Annotated in this window: 19 protein-coding genes and 1 pseudogene; 14 read left to right on the forward strand and 6 right to left on the reverse strand. The window is 61.5% G+C overall.

Features of this window, described 5'->3' with window-relative positions:
* The 10 genes from AB6803_RS25295 to AB6803_RS25340 all read left to right on the forward strand — a co-directional run bounded on the left by AB6803_RS25295 (position 1) and on the right by AB6803_RS25340 (position 11,351).
* The gene (locus tag AB6803_RS25295; RefSeq protein ID WP_371111468.1) at positions 1-948 is read left to right on the forward strand and encodes an ABC transporter permease; all 948 of its coding nucleotides are present in this window, start codon (positions 1-3) and stop codon (positions 946-948) included.
* Positions 941-1,771 carry an ABC transporter permease gene (locus AB6803_RS25300; protein WP_371111469.1) on the forward strand — a complete coding sequence of 277 codons (831 nt, stop codon included), beginning with the start codon at positions 941-943 and terminating at the stop codon, positions 1,769-1,771. Before AB6803_RS25295 ends, AB6803_RS25300 begins: the two co-directional genes overlap by 8 nt.
* 1 nt (position 1,772) lies before the next feature.
* Positions 1,773-3,410 (forward strand): dipeptide ABC transporter ATP-binding protein, encoded by a 1,638-nt coding sequence (locus AB6803_RS25305; protein ID WP_371111470.1) that lies wholly within the window; start codon positions 1,773-1,775, stop codon positions 3,408-3,410.
* Between the two features lie 23 nt (positions 3,411-3,433).
* The gene (locus AB6803_RS25310; protein ID WP_371111471.1) at positions 3,434-4,654 is read left to right on the forward strand and encodes a M20 family metallopeptidase; all 1,221 of its coding nucleotides are present in this window, start codon (positions 3,434-3,436) and stop codon (positions 4,652-4,654) included.
* 6 nt (positions 4,655-4,660) lie between these two features.
* Positions 4,661-5,782, forward strand: coding sequence for a M24 family metallopeptidase (locus AB6803_RS25315; protein ID WP_371111472.1), 1,122 nt, complete (start codon positions 4,661-4,663; stop codon positions 5,780-5,782).
* A gap of 360 nt (positions 5,783-6,142) precedes the next feature.
* Complete coding sequence (locus AB6803_RS25320; protein ID WP_371111473.1) at positions 6,143-6,361, forward strand: hypothetical protein; 219 nt, start codon at positions 6,143-6,145, stop codon at positions 6,359-6,361.
* Between the two features lie 73 nt (positions 6,362-6,434).
* Positions 6,435-8,195 (forward strand): ABC transporter permease, encoded by a 1,761-nt coding sequence (locus tag AB6803_RS25325; RefSeq protein WP_371111474.1) that lies wholly within the window; start codon positions 6,435-6,437, stop codon positions 8,193-8,195.
* Positions 8,196-8,218: 23 nt separating this feature from the next.
* A complete protein-coding gene (locus tag AB6803_RS25330; protein ID WP_371111475.1) occupies positions 8,219-9,550 on the forward strand; it encodes an AAA-associated domain-containing protein in 1,332 nt (443 codons plus the stop codon).
* A 125-nt stretch (positions 9,551-9,675) separates the two neighbouring features.
* Positions 9,676-10,740: a sensor histidine kinase gene (locus AB6803_RS25335; protein WP_371111476.1), complete on the forward strand. Its 1,065-nt coding sequence runs from the start codon at positions 9,676-9,678 to the stop codon at positions 10,738-10,740.
* Entirely contained in the window at positions 10,737-11,351 is a 615-nt protein-coding gene (locus AB6803_RS25340; protein WP_371111477.1) for a response regulator transcription factor, read from the forward strand. The genes AB6803_RS25335 and AB6803_RS25340 overlap by 4 nt, the downstream gene beginning before the upstream one ends.
* 93 nt (positions 11,352-11,444) lie before the next feature.
* Here the strand turns inward: AB6803_RS25340 and AB6803_RS25345 are convergent, their stop codons facing one another.
* From AB6803_RS25345 to AB6803_RS25355, 3 genes are all read right to left on the reverse strand, one after another.
* Positions 11,445-11,798: a hypothetical protein gene (locus AB6803_RS25345; protein WP_371111478.1), complete on the reverse strand. Its 354-nt coding sequence runs from the start codon at positions 11,796-11,798 to the stop codon at positions 11,445-11,447.
* A gap of 261 nt (positions 11,799-12,059) precedes the next feature.
* A complete protein-coding gene (locus AB6803_RS25350; RefSeq protein ID WP_371111479.1) occupies positions 12,060-13,064 on the reverse strand; it encodes a fatty acid desaturase in 1,005 nt (334 codons plus the stop codon).
* Positions 13,065-13,346: 282 nt separating this feature from the next.
* The gene (locus AB6803_RS25355; protein ID WP_371111480.1) at positions 13,347-13,544 is read right to left on the reverse strand and encodes a hypothetical protein; all 198 of its coding nucleotides are present in this window, start codon (positions 13,542-13,544) and stop codon (positions 13,347-13,349) included.
* A 393-nt stretch (positions 13,545-13,937) separates the two neighbouring features.
* On the opposite strand from AB6803_RS25355, the gene AB6803_RS25360 reads away from it, so the two are divergent.
* Positions 13,938-14,681 carry a phosphatase PAP2 family protein gene (locus AB6803_RS25360; RefSeq protein WP_371111481.1) on the forward strand — a complete coding sequence of 248 codons (744 nt, stop codon included), beginning with the start codon at positions 13,938-13,940 and terminating at the stop codon, positions 14,679-14,681.
* Positions 14,682-14,977: 296 nt separating this feature from the next.
* Positions 14,978-16,234 carry a multidrug effflux MFS transporter gene (locus AB6803_RS25365; RefSeq protein WP_371111482.1) on the forward strand — a complete coding sequence of 419 codons (1,257 nt, stop codon included), beginning with the start codon at positions 14,978-14,980 and terminating at the stop codon, positions 16,232-16,234.
* 11 nt (positions 16,235-16,245) lie between these two features.
* On the opposite strand, the gene AB6803_RS25370 is transcribed toward AB6803_RS25365, so the two are convergent.
* Positions 16,246-17,268 (reverse strand): LacI family DNA-binding transcriptional regulator, encoded by a 1,023-nt coding sequence (locus tag AB6803_RS25370; RefSeq protein WP_371111483.1) that lies wholly within the window; start codon positions 17,266-17,268, stop codon positions 16,246-16,248.
* 94 nt (positions 17,269-17,362) lie between these two features.
* Here AB6803_RS25370 and AB6803_RS25375 point away from each other — a divergent pair.
* Positions 17,363-18,555, forward strand: a pseudogene (locus tag AB6803_RS25375) (phytanoyl-CoA dioxygenase family protein).
* A gap of 97 nt (positions 18,556-18,652) precedes the next feature.
* Complete coding sequence (locus tag AB6803_RS25380) at positions 18,653-19,474, forward strand: SDR family oxidoreductase (RefSeq protein ID WP_371111484.1); 822 nt, start codon at positions 18,653-18,655, stop codon at positions 19,472-19,474.
* 19 nt (positions 19,475-19,493) lie between these two features.
* Here AB6803_RS25380 and AB6803_RS25385 read toward each other — a convergent pair whose 3' ends face one another.
* Positions 19,494-20,021, reverse strand: coding sequence for a cupin domain-containing protein (locus tag AB6803_RS25385; protein ID WP_371111485.1), 528 nt, complete (start codon positions 20,019-20,021; stop codon positions 19,494-19,496).
* 121 nt (positions 20,022-20,142) lie between these two features.
* A complete protein-coding gene (lysA, locus tag AB6803_RS25390; RefSeq protein WP_371111486.1) occupies positions 20,143-21,387 on the reverse strand; it encodes a diaminopimelate decarboxylase in 1,245 nt (414 codons plus the stop codon).
* Between the last annotated feature and the right edge of the window lie 11 nt (positions 21,388-21,398).

A 21,398-nucleotide genomic window follows, 5' to 3' on the forward strand; every position in this document is an offset into this window, starting at 1 on the left:
TTGTCACCGCACTATCTGATCAAGCGACTATTGATGATCGTCTACACGCTCTTCGTCGTGTCGCTCGTCGTCTTCGCCATTACCCAGGTCCTGCCGGCCGATGCCGCCGTGATGATGCTGGGAGAAAACGCCACCGCCCAGGCGTTGGACGCCCTGCGCCAGCAGATGGGTCTCAACGACCCCGTATGGCTGCAGTATCTGCATTGGCTGAGTGGCGTCCTGCATGGCGATTTCGGCCATTCGCTGCGCACCGGCCAGCCCATCGGTCCCGTGATGTTCGAAGCGCTGGGACGGTCCCTGCTGCTCGCCTGCCTGTCGATCGGCCTGATGCTGGTACTGGCCATTCCGCTAGGCGTTATCGCCGCGATGCGGCGCGGCCGCCTGACCGATATGCTGGTGAGCCTGGTGTCCTATGCGGGCGTTTCGCTGCCAGAATTCGTGACGGCGACAGTCGCGGTGCTGGTCGTCTCCGACTGGCTGAAATGGCTACCCGCGACCGGATACGTGCCGCTCACCGAAAATTTCCTCGACGGCATCGCGCATCTGGCGCTGCCCGTCTGCGTCATCTCCATCATCCTCATCGCCCATGTCTCGCGCATGGTCCGTTCGGAACTCGTCGATGTCCTCCATACCGACTATATCCGAGCGGCGCGGCTGAAAGGCCTTTCCGGTTCGAGAGTCTTGTTCGGCCATGCCCTTCGCAATGCACTGCTGCCGACCATCACCGTCGTTGCGCTTGATGTCGGCTATCTGCTCGGCGGCATCATCGTCGTCGAGGAGATCTTCGCCATTCCCGGCATCGGGCGGCAGCTCATCGTCGCCATCCAGACGCGTGACCTGCCCTCCATTCAGGCCGGCGTCCTTCTCATGGCGGCCACCTATTCCATCGTCAATTTCGCAGCCGACCTTCTCTATGCCTGGCTCGACAAGAGGATCCAATATGGTTGATCTTCTCAAGCGGCTGTTGCGTACACCGCAGGGCGCCACCGGCCTGATCCTCATCATTCTGGTGTTCATCGTCGTCGCATTCGGCCCGTGGCTTGCCCCCCGCGACCCCGAAGCCATGTCGATCCTGGCCCGCTACAAGGGGCCGAGCATGACCTTCCTGCTCGGAACGGATCAATATGGCCGCGATATTCTGAGCCGGCTGCTGATCGGCGCTCGTGCGACGGTCATCACGGCGGTCGTCGCCACGCTGGCCGGAACCCTTGCCGGCGCCCTCATCGGTACGGTGTCGGCCTATCTGGGCGGGCGCGCCGACGAGATGATCATGCGCACCATCGATGCCATCATGTCGATCCCGAACCTTCTGTTCGCGCTTCTGATCGTCAATCTGCTCGGTTCCGGCAGCGTCAACGCGCTGGTGGCGGTCGCCGTCGCCTTTGCGCCCGGCATGGCGCGCATTACCCGCAGCGTCGCCCTGTCCGTCCGCAAGCAGGACTATGTCAGTGCCGCCATCGCTCGCGGCGAAAGCTCGTCCTACATCATCCTGCGCGAAATGCTGCCCAATGTCATCGCCCCGATCATCGTCGAGACCACCATCCGGATTTCCTTCGCGGTGATGCTGTTCGCGACGCTGAGTTTCCTTGGGCTCGGCGCCCAGCCGCCGGCAACGGAATGGGGACTGATGATCTCCGAAGCGCGCCAATACATGCATATCAGCGCCGGCATTCTGATCTGGCCGAGCCTGGCGATCGCAATTGTCGCCGTCGGCTTCAACCTGCTCGGCGATGGCCTGCGCGATGCTCTCAACCCGCGCACGGGAGGATGAGATGAGCGAACTCGCACAAAACAGCGTTCTACAGATCCGCAACTATTCGCTCGACTATCTGACAGTGAATGGCGTCTTCCACGCATTGAAGAATATCGACCTGGAGATCGCGGCCGGGGAAATCCTCGGCCTTGTCGGCGAATCCGGCTCGGGCAAGACGTCGCTCGCCTGGTCGATCATGCGTTATCTGCCGGACAATGCCCGCGAAGTCGGCGGCGCCATCCGGCTGCAGGGCGAGGACCTCGCGGCGAAATCGCCGGCCGAAGTCAACCGCATGCGCGGCAAGCAGATCAGCATGGTGTTCCAGGACCCCGGCACCTCGCTCAATCCCACCCTTTCGCTCGGCATGCAGCTGACGGAGGCGCTAAGGCGTCATCGCGGACTGACGAAGAGACAGGCATGGAGCGAAGGCGAGGCGATGCTTGCCCGCGTCGGCCTGAAGGGCCCGGCGCAGATGATGCAACGCATGCCGCATGAGGCATCGGGCGGCGAGAAGCAGCGTGTCGTCATCGCGACGGCCTTTGCCTGCAATCCGCAATGCATCATCTTCGACGAGCCAACGACCGCGCTTGATGTCATCACCTCGCGGCAGATCCTCGATCTGTTTCTCGATCTTCAGGCGGAGACCGGCGTCGCCTCGCTCTATATCTCGCACGATCTGGCGCTGCTCTCGCGCACGGCCAAGCGCGTGGCGGTCATGCGGCGCGGCGAGATCGTCGAGCAGGGCGCCATCGATGATATTTTCAGAGCACCGCGCCAGGATTACACAAGAGAGCTGCTTGCCGCCGTGCCGCGACCCGCCAACCGGCTGGTCGAGACGCGCCCGACCTATCAGACCCAACCGCTGATGGCGGTCGAGAATGTCAGCGTACATTACGGCCGCAAGCCGTTTCTCTCGGCGCTGACGGGCCGCGCCTTCAAGCGCTTCACCGGCAATCGCGCCATCAGCCTCACTGTGCAGCCGGGCGAAATCCTCGGTATCGTCGGAGAATCCGGCTCAGGCAAATCGACGCTCGCCAAGGCGATGACCGGGCTCAATCCATTCGAGGGAAGGATGACCTTCGCCGGACGGACGATCACCGGCCTTTCCGATATGGACAGGAGCTATCGGAGGGATGTTCAGCTGATCTTCCAGCACCCCGACGCCTCGCTCAATCCCCGGCAGAAGATCCATGAAATCCTGTCGCGGCCATTGAAACTCTATGGCGTGGGTGAAGGCGCTTCCCAATCGCAGCAGATCGGCGACCTGCTGGAGCAGGTGCGCCTGCCGCGCACCCATGCCGACCGCTATCCGCATCAGCTCTCAGGCGGAGAGAAACAACGCGTCGCCATCGCCCGCGCCTTCGCCTCGAAACCGAAGCTCGTCATCTGCGACGAGATCACCTCGGCGCTGGATGTTTCCGTGCAGGCCTCCATCGTGCAGCTGCTGCTGGAACTGCATCGCAAGCATGGCACGGCCTTTCTCTTCATCACCCACGACCTCAATCTCGTCCGCCAGATCGCCCATCGCATCGCCGTGATGCACCGCGGCGACCTTGTCGAGGTCGTACCATCAGACGAAATCGCCAGCCCTGACCGCGCCGACTATACCCGCCAGCTGATCGCGGCGGTTCCGGCACTCGCGGGCACATCCCTGTAGAATTGCAGATCAAGGAGCATACAATGGACCCGAAATCGCTCGTCGGCACAATCGACGAGAAGAGCTGCCTCGACTTCCTGTCGAACATGGTACGCCAGAAGAGCCATTCCCAGACCGAAGGCGAGCGCGAACTCGCCCGCATCATGGCCCGGGAGATGGCAGCGATCGGCCTCCAGTCCGAGCTGCAGCCTTTCGACGACGGTCAGCGCTTCAATGCCATCGGGCGCCTGAAGGGATCGGGCGGCGGCAAGAGTCTGCTGTTCAACGGCCATCTCGACACCAATCCGGTGACCGAAGGCTGGACCGTCGATCCTTGGGGCGGCCTTGTCGATGACAAGTTCATCTACGGCATCGGCGTCTCCAACATGAAGGCGGGCGACGCGGCCTATTTCTGCGCCGTCAAGACGCTGCTGGGCGCCGGCGTGAAACTCAAGGGCGATATCATCCTGACATATGTGGTGGGTGAATTGCAGGGCGGCGTCGGCACGCTCGCGGCGATCCGCAGCGGTATCAAGGCCGACTATTTCATCAATAGCGAGCCGAGCGACCTTGCAGCCGTGACAATGCACGCCGCAGCGCTGAGCTTCGTCATCGAGCTCACCGGCGACACCCGCCATCTCTCCAAGCGCGAACAATCCGTCGACGCCATCGCCGCAGCCTGCGACATCATTCCGCGCATCAACGGCATGACCTTCAGCGGTGCGAAAAGCGAGGTACATCGCTCCATCAATCGCGGCCATGTCGGCGTCGTCCATGGCGCGCTCGGACGCGATCTCGAGGAATGGCGGCCGCCGCAGGTCTCTGACTTCGTCCGCATTCGGGGCTCGGCCCGCTACGCGCCCGGCCAGACGCAGGACGGCGTTCTCGCCGATCTCGCCGGCGAACTCGTCGAGCTTGAAAAGCGTTTTCCGGGGCTGAAGGCCAAGCTGGTTCCCGAGATGATCGAGGGCCGCCCGCTGATGCCGCCTTTCGAGGTATCGCCGACCTCACGCATCGTCACATCGATCAATGCCGCCTACGAGGCCGTGCGCGGCGAGAAGCAGCCGACCGGCGCCATTACGCCGACACGCTTCTATGGAACCGATGCCGGGCATCTTTATCACGAGCTTGGCATGGAAGGCATCGTCTGCGGTCCGGGCGGGCGCTACAACACCATGCCGGACGAGCGCGTCGATATCGTCGACTATCTCGACATGATCCGCGTCTACATGCTCACCATTCTCGACATCTGCGAGATCGCCTGAGGCCGCATGTTCCCTCGTGACGAATATGATTGGCGGATCGCCAAGGCGCATGCCGCGATGGACGCCGCCGCCGTCGATCTCCTTCTGATCGACAGCGGCGAGCTGCTGGCCTGGCTGACGGGCTATACCGTCTCCGAAACCATGTACCGCGCCGCTCTGCTTCCGCGCCAAGGACAGCCGTGGTTCGTACTTCGCGAACTCGATGAGGCACCCTGCCGGGAAAGAACCTGGATCACCGATGTGATCGGCTTTGCCGATACCGATGATCCTCATCAGGCCGTCGCGGACAGCATCTGCGCCTATGGTTTCACTGACGCTCGCATCGGAGCGGATATCGGTGCTTATAGCTTCAGCGCCCATACGGCCGCGCGGCTCAAGGCATGCCTGCCTCGGGCGGAATTCATCGCCCTTCCCGGCATCAGCGACCGCTTGCGCTGGATCAAATCGCCGCGCGAGATCGCGGTTCTGACGGATGCGTCTGCCATCGCCGACGAGGCCATGCGGGCCGTCGCGGAGACAATCCGCTCGGGCTTGTCGACCCGCGATGCGGCAGCTGTCGCAGCCGCGACATTCCTGCGGGCGGGCGCCGATACGGGTGAGACCGGACCGATCGTCAAGGCGAGCGGCAGCCATGAATTTCTCCATGGTGCGCTCAAGAATGACGTGCTGAGCGAGGGGGACATACTGCATGTCGAGCTGATCCCGCGCATCGGCGGCTACTGCGCACGTCTGATGCGGCCGATCATCATCGGCAAGCCCGCGTCCCGGCTCCGCGATGCAGCATCTCGCATCGTCACGCTTCAGGACGAACAGATTGCGGCCATGAAGCCCGGGGCTATCGCGCGGGATGTGGACGCCATCGTTCGCAATGGCCTCGTCGCGGAGGGATGGCGGCCAGCCTATAACAATGTCACGGCCTATACGCTCGGTCTCTATACGCGCACGCCGCGCACAAGCGACTTTTCCCGCGTGTTCCTGCCGACGGAGAATTGGCCACTTGAAGACGGAATGGTCTTCCATGTCTATGCAAGCGCCGGCGGCCTTGGCTTTAGCGAAACGGTCGTCGTCACGCCTGAAGGCGGCAAAACGCTGACATCGACTGCCCGGCAGCTTCTGATCTCCGGTTAGTTGCCCGATCACAGCGGCGGCTCTTGCCACCCTCCGATTGGCCTGATCACCGAGGCAAACATCCCCCGCCTATACCAAGGTATAATCGCGGTGCACCAACGCCTGATTGACCGTTCATACCCTCCATGACATCACGGCCATGCCCCACGACGCAGCGCGCGGGGTTACCGAAACAACAGATCAAGAAGCCAATGGACAGCTACTCTAGTCGCTATCCGGTTGCGGCATCCGGCCGTGGCCGGATGGTCATCGCAACAACCTGGACCGCTCCCAGCGCAATCGCCCGGGCGAGCGCCGGTCGGGCCTAGCCTGTCCGGTTCGCCGCCCGGACCTGCCGTCGGCGGACCGAGGAGGTGAACCATGAACAACATCGTTCTTTTTCGCGGACGCACGTCCGTATCCAAATTTCCGGCCATCCGGACACTGCCCGCCAATTCCGTGCAGCCGCGCCCGGCCCTTGTCGCCGTCTGGCACACCAGCCCGCTGACGGGGAAACTGGAGTGCTTCTGGACCACGCAAGGCCCCGCGCCCCTCGACGAGGATGGCAGTCGTCGCACGGATAATCATCAGGCGGCGTAGCCCCCGCTACGACCGCCATCACATCACGCGGGCATATCGCCGACACTCTCCAATTTTTCCATGAGGTCATCACATGGTCTTTCTTTCCAATGATCGCCGGGGGCACAGCGCCGTTGCCGAGCTGGCGCGTGCCCGCATCCTGCCGAACGGCTACGATCTCGTCGCCTTCGCCTTCGTCGCGGCGCTGGCCGTGCTCGCTCTGCACGGGGCGGCCGAAATGCGGGCGCCACTGGAAGGCCTGGCAAGCGCGCCCATCTCGCTCGATCCCGCACGGCTGCCGGAATATGCCCTGCGCACGACGTTGCGGATGTTCGCCGCAATCGGGGCCTCGCTCGTCTTCACCTTCGTTTTCGCAACGCTGGCCGCCAAAAGCCGGCGGGCGGAGATGATCATCATCCCCGCCCTCGATATCCTGCAATCCGTGCCGGTGCTTGGTTTTCTGACCTTCACCGTCACCTTCTTCATGGGGATTTTCCCGGGAAGCCAGCTTGGCGCCGAATGTGCGTCGGTCTTCGCGATCTTCACCAGCCAGGCCTGGAACATGGCCTTTTCCTTCTATCAGTCGCTGCGAACCGTGCCGCGCGATCTCGACGAAGTGAGCCGTGGTTTCGGTCTTTCCGCCTGGCAGCGGTTCTGGCGGCTGGAAGCGCCTTTTTCGGCGCCCGGGCTGATCTGGAACACGATGATGTCGATGTCCGGCGGCTGGTTCTTCGTCGTCGCCTCGGAGGCAATCACCGTCGGCAATACAACGGTGCAGCTACCGGGCCTCGGCTCCTGGCTGGCGGTTGCCATCGATAAGCAGGATTTTGCAGCGGTGAGCTGGGCGGTCCTCGCCATGGGCGTCGTCATCGTGCTTTACGACCAGCTCCTGTTCCGGCCGATCGTCGCCTGGGCCGACAAATTCCGCTTCGAGCAGACGGCGGGGCAGGAGAAGCCACGCTCATGGGTCTATTCGCTGATCCAGCGCACGCGCCTGCTGAAATACCTCATGGGACCGCTTTCCTGGGCATGGGGCCGCCTTATGCTCGTTCGACTGCCTGCCATGACCCGCAAGGCGCCGGCCGCCAGCCGTGACAATGCCATGGCTACACGGGCGCTCGATTACGCCTGGTTCGCCTTGATCACAGTCGTCGGCATCTGGGGTATCTGGACAGCCTTTGCCTATGTGAGCCAGACCTTGACGTGGAGCGACGCATGGGAAGCCTTCCAAGGTGGCCTCGTCACATTGCTGCGTGTGCTTGTGCTGATTGCGGTGGCGTCCGTGATCTGGGTGCCGATCGGCGTATGGATCGGCCTCAGGCCAGCCGTTGCCGAGCGTGTTCAGCCGGCGGCGCAGTTCCTCGCGGCCTTTCCCGCAAACGTGCTGTTTCCCTTCGCTGTCATAGCAATCGTCGCGACCGGAGCGAGCCCGAACATCTGGCTCTCGCCGCTGATGGTGCTCGGCACGCAATGGTACATCCTCTTCAACGTCATCGCAGGTGCCAGCGCCTTTCCGACGGATCTGAAGGAAGCCTGCTCCGTCTATCAGCTCCGGTCCTGGACATGGTGGCGGCGCGCCATTCTGCCGGGGATCTTTCCCTACTACGTCACCGGCGCGCTGACGGCATCGGGCGGCTCGTGGAATGCCAGCATCGTCGCCGAGGTGGTGAGCTGGGGCCACACCAAGCTCGAAGCCTTCGGCCTCGGTTCCTACATCGCCAAGGCCACGGAGGCCGGCGACTTCCCGCGCGTCATCCTCGGCATCGCGGTCATGTCGCTCTTCGTCACGCTTTTGAACAGAACCCTCTGGCGACCGCTCTACGTCTTCGCCGAACGCCGCCTGCGTCTCAACTAACCATTCCAGTCGGAGTAACAATCATGGAAAACACCATACTCACGAAAAAGGCAGGAATTGCCGAAGCCGCCCCGCTGGTATCGGCCAAGCAGGTCTGCCAGATCTACGACAAGGGCGCATCCGGCTCGCTCGTCGTCCTCGACAATGTCGATCTGGAGCTTCGCTCCGCCGAGATCGTCGGACTGCTTGGGCGCTCCGGTTCCGGCAAGTCGACACTGCTGCGGGCAATCGCCGGCCTGATCCGGTCGAGCAAGGGCGAAGTCACCTTCGAGGGCAAGCCGGTGACCGGTCCGAACTCGGGCGTATCGGTCGTCTTTCAGAGTTTTGCACTCTTCCCCTGGCTATCCGTCCTGCAGAATGTCGAATTAGGCCTCGAGGCCCAGGGCATAGCACCGGCCGAGCGGCGCAAGCGTGCACTTGCGGCCATCGACCTCATCGGCCTCGACGGCTTCGAAAGCGCCTATCCGAAGGAGCTTTCGGGTGGCATGCGCCAGCGCGTCGGCCTTGCCCGCGCCCTCGTCGTGCGCCCGAAGGTCCTTCTGATGGACGAGCCCTTCTCAGCGCTCGATGTGCTGACGGCGGAGACGCTGCGCACCGATCTGCTCGATCTGTGGTGCGAAGGCCGGATGCCGATCGAATCCATCCTGATGGTGACGCACAATATCGAAGAGGCCGTGCTGATGTGCGACCGCATCTTGATCTTCGGGTCGAACCCCGGCCGCGTCATCGCCGAGATCCGCGTCGACCTGCCGCAGCCGCGCAACCGCCTCGACCCCACCTTCCGGATGCTGGTCGAAGACATCTATGCAAGGATGACCGCGAAAACCGGCACCGCCGCGCGCGACGGGCTGTTCCCGGGCACAGGGATCGCCATGGCCCTGCCGCGGGTATCGACCAACCTGCTGTCCGGCCTGATCGAGACGGTGGCGGCCGAACCTTATCGGGGGCAGGCGGACCTGCCGCCGCTTGCCACGCATCTCCATCTCGACATCGACGATCTCTTCCCGGTCGCCGAAACGCTGCAACTGCTGCGCTTTGCCGATCTGGAAGGTGGCGACATCCGGCTGACGGCACCGGGCCTGCGCTTCTTCGATAGCGACGTCGACGAACGCAAGCGTTTGTTCGAGCAGCATCTGGCGACCTACGTGCCGCTTGCCGCCCATATCCGCCGCGTCCTCGACGAGCGACCAACGCACCGCGCGCCGGCCCGGCGCTTTCGCGACGAACTCGAGGACTACATGTCGGAGGACTATGCCGATACCACGCTGAAAGCCGTGACGAACTGGGCTCGTTATGCCGAATATTTCGCTTATGACGAGAATGCCGACCTGTTCACGCTCGAAAACCCGAGCTGAGCACCACGCTTGATCACGGCCGACCATTGGCCCACCGCAATGGTCGGCATTGCTCATAGCTTAGCGATCGTGCACCCTGCCGTCGCATGTGCGGCGGCGGATTCGTGTAGGAAAGGTAAGGCGATATGAGGCGCGAGGTCCTGCGATATCTGGTCGAGGCACCCTTGCTGTGGCTCGGCATTACACTGCTCGCCGCCCTGGTCTTTGTTGCCGACACGGTGACCAATCTCGAGATCGCCTTTGCGGTGCTCTATGTCGCGGTGATCCTCATCTCCGTGCGCTCCGGCCGGCCCCGGGCCGTCATGGCCGTAGGGCTCACCTGCGCCGTCCTCACCATAGTCAGCTATTGTCTGACACGGCATGGAGATTCCCAGTCCGGCATGGTGAACGGCGCCATAAGCCTGCTTGCAATCGGCGCGACCACCTATCTGGCGATCAGGATCGAGACGACCGAGGCGAGGGCCAGACAGGCGCAATCCGAACTCGCGCGGATGTCGCGCATCATGACGATGGGCGAACTCAGCACCTCCATCGCCCACGAGGTCAGCCAGCCGATTACCGCAATTGTGGCCAATGGCAATGCGGCGCTACGCTGGTTGTCGGCAGTTCCTCCCGACCAGGAGGAGGCACGGCACGCACTCGACAGGATCGTCAAGGATGCCGGCCGCGCCGGCGAGGTGATCGGTCGCGTCCGCAGCCTCGTTGCGCGAACATCTCCATCGCGCGACAGCATCGACATGGCCGAGACGATCGCGGAAGCGCTGGCGCTCGTCCGTGGCGAGATCCGCGAAAACCATATCCTGCTGCGCACCGAACTTGCCAACGATCTGCCATCCGTGACGGGCGACCGGGTCCAGCTCCAGCAGGTGATCCTGAATTTCGTCATCAATGCCATCGAAGCGATGGCGGGTATCGATGCGGAGAAGCGCGAGTTGCTGGTCAGCGCCGCGGCCGATGGCAGGAAGATAACGGTCAGCGTGCGCGACACCGGCACGGGCGTGCCGCCGGCTGCTTCCGACAGGATGTTCGAGGCCTTCTTCACGACCAAGCCAACGGGAATGGGGATGGGATTGGCGATCAGCCGGTCGATCGTCGAGGCGCATGGCGGTACGATCTATACGGCGCCCAACTTCCCGCATGGCGCGGTGTTCGGCTTCATCCTGCCATCGGATATAGGAGCGAGAGGATGACCACGCTGGAGCAGAAACCGACCATTTATGTCATCGACGACGATCCCTCCGTCCGGGATGGGCTGGACAGCCTCCTGCGCTCGGTCGGCTATGATGTCGGCAGCTTCGCATCGCCACGCGATTTCCTGAAACATCGACGATCCGACGGTCCGTCCTGCCTTGTCCTCGACGTCAGGATGCCGGATGCGAGCGGCCTTGATTTCCAGGATGAATTGGCAAGGACCGGCAATCCCCTGCCCATCATATTCCTGACCGGCCACGGCGATGTGCCGATGTCCGTGAGGGCGATGAAGGCCGGCGCGATGGAGTTTCTGCTCAAGCCCTTTCGGGAACAGGATCTTCTCGACGCCATTCGGCAAGCTTTGGAAAAAGATCGCGCCAGGCTTCGCCAGGACGCCGCAACGACCGATCTGCGGGAGCGGTTTGCAACGCTGACGGCGCGCGAGCGTGAGGTGATGGCGCTTGTCGCCCAAGGACGCCTCAACAAGCAAATCGCCGCGGAACTTGGTCTCAGCGAAATCACCGTCAAGGTCCATCGTGGTCAGGCGATGCGCAAGATGCAGGCGGCATCCGTTGCCGATCTCATAAGGATGGCTGACGCGCTCGGATAGCTGGAATGCCTGTCCAAGGCACGATCGAAATCGTGCCTTGGCGCTATGCTTCGATCCGCCGGCTAGATTGATCGCGGCGGATGATGCCTGGCCTTAATTGAGGGCCGGGCAGCCGCGTCGATTGGCAAAGACCATGCGGTCGGGGCCACCATCATTCCAGCCACGAACCACAATGCGCCGGCCGTTGTTTTCGACCGAATCGATACGTCGGAAGCCTTCCTGGCGGGCGGCATCCATGAGTTCGCGCCGGCCGCAGCCACCACGATCACGGTCGCGGTCCCTGCGCGGACCACCCCAGTCCTGATCCTGCCGGCGGTCCCATCTTGGCGGCTGCCTGTATCCGTCATCATCGCCGTAATACTGCGCCATGGCGACAGACGGCATCAATTGCGTTGCGGCCAGGCCGGCCAACGCGATGAAAGAAACTCGTGCAAAACGTCCAAACATCCTTCGCTCCTCACTGTGATATCGATGGCATGATTCGGTGATATTGCATCCTACATGAACGCTATCCGAACAAACCGTTCATACAATCCCAATGTGATCGTTCCCACAGCATCGCCTCTACGATGCGGCGTCTCCCCCAGTATGGAAACTAGGTTGTGGAGCCATGAAAGCAAGTACGGGCACTTCGGCACCGGGAAACATCCCTGGTCGACCGACGCGACAGAGATTATCCGGCCGATACTAGTTGTCCGTTGAGGCGCCCTACAAATTCTCACCCAGGGCAGATGGAAGCGGATCATGCGCCTGCGCCTCACCTTCTGGCATGATAGGCTGCGGATTGCGGCGCAGAGCCGGATGCGCGACAGGCTCTTTCGCTCTAAGCGCATGGGCGCGCAGAATATCGAGGTAGCTGCCATAGACGTAGCCGCCATTGAGCCGAATCCAGTCGGCACGCTCACGCAGATAGGTTTCGGGCAGTTGATACCATGGAACTCCCGGCCGCTTATGATGGACGAAATGCAGGTTGTTGTAGAGAAACAGCGGGGCCAGAATCGAGCGTTCGACAATGATGGTGCGCCCTTCCGGGCTCTCCGACCACTGATGCTCGCAATAGGAACGGATGGCGATTAAAGCCAGGCCGAGATATCCGCTGGTGATCGCATAGAGCCAGAAAGGTATGCCGAACAGGAATTGCAAAATGAGGGCGATTGGCATGAGCCCCATCAGGTGCCTTAGCCAGGCATCGCGCGTTCTGACATCACCTTGCGCGATACGTTTCCATTCAGCGCGGGTGAAGCCCAGTACACCGAATAGAGGCCCCACGAGCACCCGGCCTAGCATGGTGTTGTTCGCCCTTAACAGCAGTTGCAACGGCCGCGGCAGATGCAGCCAGTCAAGGAGCGCGACATAGTAGCTTTCGGGATCGTCGTAAGGATCGGTCAGCCGCTCATCGAAATGATGCTGCAGATGAATGCGCCTATAGCTGCGATAGGGATAAAACAGGCCGATCGGCAAAAAGACGAACGCTTCGTTCAGGGCCGCGCTGCGCGTGGGATGGCCATGCAGCACCTCGTGCTGGAGAGAGGAATGCAGCGCCACGGCAATACCCATCACCACCAAGGCCAGCGCTGGTAAGAAGGAATACAGCCAGAACCCGGCCGCAAACCAGATTCCGTAGCAAAGCACCAAGAGCGCCAGCGTCGGCCATTCCACACGCAAGTTAAGCTGAAAAGGAGCGAAAGAAGAGGAGCGAGAGGAACGCTTCACTGAAGGGCCTTATAAATCGAGCAATAGTGGGAAATTGGAAAAGGGCATTCTTCGGCAATCGCACTAATATATTTCATCCATGACGATGCCGGAATCGATGCGACGAGATTTCATCCGAGACCTCCAGAAAGGCCGAACGCAGTTCTTTCTCGACACCGTCATCAAAGTGGTCGTCCATCAACAAGGAACGATACTCGCGAACAAGGAGCCTCGTTTCCAGATCGTCACGCAATGCCGAAAGCCGGAAAAAATGCCGGAGTCTGCCCATGATTTCCCTCTCTGTCAGGCGACGCGTGAGACGCTGCCGCGGGATGCGGATATCATCGCGTGAATGGCCCTCTGCACGTCGGCCGATGAGGTGAAATATTGCCCGTCCAGATCATGGACATGGAATTTTACCGCGATGAACTTCAGACGGTCCTTGTCCGGTATGACGATACCGACCGGTACGCCGGCGTACTCAATCACCTGCTTCACCATTGCGATCATCCGTTCAAGTTTGCCCGCTTCAGCCCGACTGTTTCGGGGATTGGCTTCCGCTTGGCGCCGCATTTAATAGTCTATCTATTTTGTAGATTATATGAGGAGACACGGCAGATGGACATTCCATTCGATGCCAAAATTATCGCCATAACGTAGAATATTATTCGAATATATCTCGAATCTCTGTGATACGGCGTCTCCGTTCGACGCCTGGCGCCGAGCGCAAGGTGACGGTCAAAAACACAGCCGTTATAAACCAAGCCGGAGGAGCGCCATGCCCGCAAGCGGCGTAAGAGCCTTTTCCCGTTGCCGCATGGATTTGGCCGGTGGTACATCTCGGCCGGAATCCAAAGGAGACGAAATGGCAACGATTCACATGGGTAACGGTGCATGAGCGATCAGCGGTCCCGCAAGCCGGGGATATTTGGGTGGCTGAATCGTTTCGAACCCCTGGTGCTCATAATGTTCGCGGCTTTCTCCGGCGGGCTCTTTCTGTTTCTGCAATTGACCGGCGAGGTCCTTGAAGGTTCGACGAGGCGATTTGACGAGACCATATTGCTGGCGCTGCGCCAGCCCGGCGATCTCTCCCGTCCCGTGGGGCCGGCGTGGCTGACCCATGCCTTCAGCGACATCACCAGCCTTGGCGGTACGACGGTCCTGACGCTGTTGACGACTCTGGTGACCATCTACCTGCTTCTTGACCGCCGCCGCTCGATCGCCATCTTCATCCTCGCCTCGGTGCTGAGCGGATGGCTGCTGAGCACTGTGCTGAAACTCGGCGTCGCAAGGCCGAGGCCGGACATCGTTCCGCATCTGGTCGAGGTTCATGACCTGAGCTTTCCAAGCGGCCACGCCATGGTGTCGGCCGTGACCTATTTGACGCTTGGCGCGCTTCTTTCCCGCACGCAAGCCTACAGATCGACCCGGATATTCATGATTGTGGTGGCCATTTTTCTGACGCTGATGATCGGCACAAGCCGGGTCTTTCTCGGCGTACATTTCCCGACCGATGTCCTCGGCGGCTGGTGCGCCGGCGCCACCTGGGCGCTCGGATGCTGGATGATCGCCCGCCGCTACATATCGACATCGCCAGCAACGGCAAATCCGGAACAGACGAATGCGCGTTCTTCTTGAAGATGATCTGGTCGGCAGGAGTTTGCGGCAGGCACAGCTCCAATCACAATCGCGGCGCTGCGTTTCCGTCATCCTGCATTGACGACATTCAGATTCCTGTCTAGTTTTTACATCATGAAGATCGCAATGGTTCTTGCAGTGGTGATAGGGCGCATGGGCAGGATGGTATAACCATCCGGCGAAAGCACCCATGCGCTATAAACAGGCTCCTGACGGGGCCTTTTTTTATGCCCTGAATTCGGGCCACGCCTCGTCAGCTTTCCCTCGGCACCCCACTGACAAGACGGTCAAAAACCATGACGGACAACAATCCCCTTCAGGCTTCGCGCACCCAAACGGCAGGCACGACGACCAGCCTCCCCGCTACTCCCGCACCCCGACTGACAACCCTCATCGTCCTGTCGGCGCTTTCGGTGCTGCCAGTCAACATGATCCTGCCGTCGCTGCCCAGGATTGCCGGTGAGTTCCACGCCGATTACGCGCTCGTCAATCTTTCGGTCGCCGGCTACACGATCGTCACGGCCCTGATCGAGATCGTCGCCGGCGCGATGTCGGATCGGTATGGGCGCAGGCCGGTCGCATTGACCGCCGTCTCCATTTTCATCGTCGCGTCGATTGGCTGTGCTCTCGCCACGAATATCGGCACCTTCCTCGTTTTTCGAGCGATGCAGGCCTCGATCGGCGCCTGCTTTTCCGTCGCGCTCGTCGTCGTCAAGGAGACGTCGGGGCAATACGGAACGGCAAGCAAAATCGGCTACGTCTCCATGGGATGGGCGATTGCACCCATGATCGGTCCAATGTTTGGCGGGTTTTTGGACGAGCTGTTCGGATGGCGGGCGATCTTCGTTGTCCTGGCCATCCTTGGTATGGCCGTCCTCGCTCTGTCCATGCGCGAGCTGAGGGAAACCTCCACGCGCGCCTCGAAGCCGAAGGCGAACTACCTCGCCTCCTATGCGCAACTGCTAAGCTCGGCGCGGTTCTGGGCCTATACCCTGTGCATGACCTGTTCCATGGGAACGCTCTATATTTTCCTCGGGGGAGCACCTTTGGCATTCAGCCAGTCGCTTGGCGGATCGAGCGCGACGCTGGGCTTCTACATGGGAATGGTCCCGGCGGGCTTCATCCTGGGCAGCTATCTGGCGGGCCGCTACGCCTCGCGAAATGCGTTGAGCACCGTCCTCATCGTTGCGCGTCTCTTCACCTGCATCGGGCTGCTGGCTGGCCTGGTCCTTTCTATGTCTGGCGCTGCCAACGTTCTTGCATTCTTTGGACCCTGCATGTTCATCGGTATCGGTAACGGGTTGACCATGCCCGCCGGTAATACCGGCGTACTGTCCGTGCGCCCCGACCTTGCGGGCACCGCCGCGGGACTGTCCGCCGCAATGAGGCTCGCCGGCGGAGCGCTCATAGGCTCCGTGGCCGGCTTGTTTCTAGAACGGTCAGGCACGATCCATGCCCTGTTCGTCATGATGCTGGTATCGGCATCACTCGCATTGTTAGCCGCAGCTTACGCCGCCTTCGTCGATCGGCGTATTTCCAGTCGAGGTTCCTGACCAACGGAAGGTCAGGTCGCGGCCGGCATGTTGTAGGAGGTTATGATTTCCACTGCCGATAATACCGCCGGCGCGCTGCGTCCATTTACCTGGCCGCTGATGATGGCTCGAAACGCCGATCTGGCGTCGGTTCGCAGGTCATGATGCAGCACGAAGCCGATCCTGCCGGCGGCAAGCAGCGCACGGTTATCGGCGTCGAGATCATGCGCCACGAAAATGCGGATCGGCCTTCCGGCTGCCTCGAACGCAGCAAGCACGGCCCTATTTCCGCCGCCAACGGAATAGACCGCGTTGATCGTTGCATCCGCCGCAATGGCGCGCGCCGCAAGGGTTCCCGTCGCGGCATCGGTGCCATGTCCCTCGCTGATCTCAGTGACGCCGATCTGTGGATAGCGCTCACGCAATACGCGGCGAAAGCCGATCTCGCGTTCCTCCTCGCCGCGAAAGCGGCCGCTCGACAGCGTGACGAGGACCCTGGCGTCAGCGCCGTCAAAGCTGTTGCCGATGAGATAGGCGGCCGTCTCGCCCGCCGCTCGGTTGTCGGCCCCCGCATAAGCCGTTCGTGACGAATTCGGCAGGTCGGTCACCAGGGTGACAACCGTAATGCCGACTTTGGTCGCGCGCTCGACCGCAGCGGCGATTTCAGGAATGTCGGGGGCCTTCAACACGATCCCATGCGTGCCCCGCAGCCGGATGCGATCGAGCAGTTGCACCAGTTCGATCGGCTTCATAACCTCGGCGAAATGAAAGCGGCAGCGGAAGATCGTTGGCAGGAAGGTCGCCACCTCCGCTTCGAAGGCCGAACGCACCGCATCGGAAAAACGCTCCGGCGTCTCCATGACGATATCGATCGCCAGCGTTCGCCCGCTGATCCCGGCGCCTGCCTGTTGCTTTTCCAGCTCGGCAATCGCCGCCTTGACCCGCATCTCGGTCTGGCGCCGCACACCCGCCCGCCCGTTCAGCACCCGGTCGACGGTGGCGGTGCTCAAGCCCGCCTGAAAGGCGATATCCTTGACGAGAAACGGATGTGACATGCTCTTCGTTCTGATGGTTTTTTGATGGATTTATGATCTATAACACAGCCATGCCTGCCGTATAGTGCCTTCATCAGAGATGGAGGAACACCTGATGAAAACCGACAATCCGCAGAAGCTGCGCGCCGACCGGGTCTGGCTGACCGAGGATGCCTGCGACCTCGACGATTTCCGTGCACTGGCCGAAAAGACCACCGCGCTTGCCGACTATCCAACCGCCGATCGCGTCGAGAAAAACGTGCTGATCTATGACAGCGCCAAGGTTCTGACGGCCATTGCCAGCCCGGAAGGACGCCGCGCCGTGCTGGCCGAGATCTGCGAAGCCTTCGGCGAAGGTCCTGGCGTCGTGGTCTTCAAGCGCGCTTACGAGGATACATCCGTCATCGACCGCGCCAGCGTGATCTTCGACGACATCATCAATGAGCAGCACCGCACGGCGACCGGCGGCGGCGACCATTTCGCCAGCCGGGCGCCAACGACCGCATATGGAATTCACTGGAGAAGCATTGCCTCGCCGACCCGGAGAATTTTGCAGAATATTACGGCAATGCCATCATCGCGATTGCCAGCGAGGCCTGGCTCGGACCGAGCTACCAGATGACGGCGCAGGTCAACCGCGTCAATCCCGGCGGTGCCGCGCAATCCGCCCACCGCGATTACCATCTCGGCTTCCAGACATCGAAGGTGATCGAGCAGTTTCCCGCTCACGTTCACAAGCTCTCACCGGTTCTGACGCTGCAGGGCGCGGTTGCCCATTGCGATATGCCGCTCGAGAGTGGACCGACGCTGTTCCTGCCGCATAGCCAGACCTATGTGCCCGGATATCTCGCGCTGAAGCGCCAGGAATTCCGCGATTATTTCGATCGCAACCATATCCAGTTGCCACTGGAAAAGGGCGATGTCGTCTTCTTCAACCCCGCGCTCTTCCATGCCGCCGGCACCAACCGCTCGACGGATATCAAGCGCGTGGCAAACCTGCTGCAGGTTTCCTCCGCCTTTGGCCGCGCGATGGAAACGGTCAACCGCGAACGCATGAGCGCCCGTCTGTTCCCGGCGCTGAAAGCACTGAGATCGGCGGGCAGGCTCTCCGAGGCGGAGGTATCGAATGCCATTGCCTCCTGCGCCGAAGGCTATTCCTTCCCCACCAACCTTGACCGCGACCCGCCCGTCGGCGGCCTTGCCCCGAAGACGCAGGCGCAATTGCTGCATGAGGCATTGACGGAAGGCTGGAGCGACGAAGCTTTCACCAAGGCTCTCGCGGAGCAGGCTGAAAAGAAGTTGACCTAACGGCCTATAGACACATCGATCATTCACCGAACCGAAGCCTCTCGCATTGCGAGGGGCTTTGCGCACATCATATCAAACCATTTCCGGGAGGAATAACATGAGCAAAGACCATAGCCGCCTTGAGGGCAAAATCGCGATCGTCACGGGCGGCACGCAAGGGCTCGGCGCCACCATTGCCCGCCTCTTTGCCGATCGCGGCGCCAAGGGCATCGTCATCTGCGGCCGCAACGAGGCGAAGGGCAAAGCCAAGGCGGAGGAGATCTCGGCGGCAACGGGCGCAAAGGTTGTCTACGTCAAGGCCGATCTTGGCGATGTCGAGGATGCGCGCAATGTCGTCCATGTCTGCGACCAGAGCTTCGGCCGCGTCGATGCACTGGTGAATGCCGCCGCCATCACCGATCGCGGTACGATCCTCGACACCAGCCCCGAGCTTTTCGACGCCATGTTCGCCGTCAATGTGCGCGCGCCATTCTTCCTCATGCAGGAGGCCGTCAAGGTCATGCGGCGCGAGACGATCGAAGGCACGATCGTCAATATCGGCTCGATGTCGGCCAAGGCCGGCCAACCCTTCGTCGCCGCCTATTGCGCCTCCAAGGGCGCGCTGGAAACCCTGACGAAGAACACCGCCTATGCGCTCTTGCGCAACCGTATCCGCGTCAACGGCCTCAATATCGGCTGGATGGCATCCGAAGGCGAGGACCGGATTCAGAGGGAGTATCACGAAGCGCCTGCCGACTGGCTGGAAAAGGCCGCCGCAAGCCAGCCCTTCGGCCGGCTGGTCGATCCGCAGGAAGTAGCCCGCGCCTGCGCCTATCTGTCATCAGCTGAATCCGGTCTGATGACCGGCTCAGTCATCTGCTTCGACCAGTCGATCTGGGGCGCCTACGACGGCTCGCCGCACCCGGTCGCCGCCCTCTGAAACACCGGAATGCGCGGCCCTACTCATCGTTCAGCCGCGCCTTCGAACCACGCAGCCTGTCCGGCAATCCATCGTGAGGACCAAGATCGCGCTGCGGGTGATCGTCCCACCAATCGTCGATCATATGCTGGCGTTCAGGATGAAACGGATAAACGATGCGGTTCTCCGGCTTGTGCCTTTCACCGACGACAAGCAGACGCACCTCATCATCCGTGTTGTTGAGGAAACTATGCGCGATGCCCGTACCAGCGGGAAACCCGACCCCGTCGCCGGGCTTCAGGCGATGAAGATGGCCGTCGAGCCATACGTCGGGCTCACCCTCGATGACGTACACAAACTCCTCCTCTGCGCTCTCGGCATGCGGGAAGGAGGTGCGCCGGCCAGGCGGCAATCTCTCATGATGAATGCCCAGTTTGTTTAGCCCGAACCTTCTGCCAAAAGCCGCGCCGATACTCATCAGCTCGTCGTCGCCGTCATAACGCCGGTTATCCGGGCGCTCAATCTCCTGCCAATGGGCGATGTAGGATGGACGTTCTGGCGCTGTCATCGAAGTTCCTCCGATTTGGTTCCGCTCAGACTGCCAAAAACCGAGACCGTTTTCCACACCGGAAGAAAACCGCAACCATCCGAGCCCGCCTCACGCGGGCTTGGCCGTTGAAGCTACCCGCCTAGAGATTTTCGAGCTCGAGCAATTCGTCCAGCGTCTGGCGCCGGCGGATCAGCCTGTGTTTTCCTTCGTCCAAAAGCACTTCGGGAGCATAGAGCCGGCTATTGTAGTTCGAGGACATCGTCGCCCCATAGGCGCCGGTGCCGTGGAACACCAGAAGGTCGCCGACATGCGTTTCGGGCAGATCCCTTTTCTCCACCGTTCCGAATTCAGTCTGCGTGAACACATCGCCTGATTCACACAAGGGGCCGGCAACGACGGTCGGTAGGGTGACGGCCGAGCGAACCTGGGGCGTGGGGCCGGGGATGACGGATATATGGTGATAGCTGCCGTACATGGCCGGTCGCGCGAGATCACTGAAACCGGCATCGACCAGCGTGAACCGGTTCTGGCCCATGGTCTTGACCGCCCTCACCTCCGCAAGCAACACGCCGGAATCCGCCGTCAGGAAGCGCCCAGGCTCGATCTCCAGGCGGATCGGATGCTTGAAGTGCGCCTCGACCTGCCGCCGTGCCTCATCCCAGAGCGAGAAATAATGCGTGGGGTCGATCTCCTCCTCGCCTTCCTTGTAAGGAACGGAAAGGCCGCCGCCAGCGGAGATCGCCTCGATGTCGGTGCCGAGATCGCGGCAGAAATCGACCATCGCGCCGCAGACACGCTGCAGATGACCATAATCGACGCCGGAGCCGATATGCATGTGCAGCCCGACAAGCGTCAGGGAATGGGCGCGCACGGCAGCCACCGCCTCGTGCAGTTGTTCGAACCAGATACCGTGCTTGCTGTTTTCGCCGCCGGTATTGGTCTTGTTGCTGTGGCCGTGTCCGAAACCGGGGTTGACGCGAAGCCAAACCCTGTGGCCCGGAGAGCACTCGCCGAGCTGATGCAGCATGTCGATCGAGCCGATATTGACCTCGATCTTGTCGGCAACGACCCTGTCGAGGATCGCGCGATCGAAGACATCTGCGGTGAAGACGATCTCCGCAGCATCGGATGTGCTACCCACCGTATAGCCAGCCCGTACCGCACGCTCGATCTCGCCGAGCGAGACGGCGTCGACGAAAACACCTGCCTTGCGCATTTCCCGGAGGATATGGATGTTCGAGCAGGCCTTTTGCGCAAAACGGATCACGTCGAAGGCTGATAATTGCTTGATGCGGCGGCGGATGGCTTCAGCGTCGTAGACCCAGAGTGGCGTCCCATATTCGGCGGCGAGCGTGGTCAGGGTGTCGTTGGAAGGGATGGTCATTTTCTCTCGGT

It is taken from the genome of Rhizobium sp. RCC_161_2 (assembly GCF_041355235.1).
Taxonomy (GTDB): domain Bacteria; phylum Pseudomonadota; class Alphaproteobacteria; order Rhizobiales; family Rhizobiaceae; genus Rhizobium.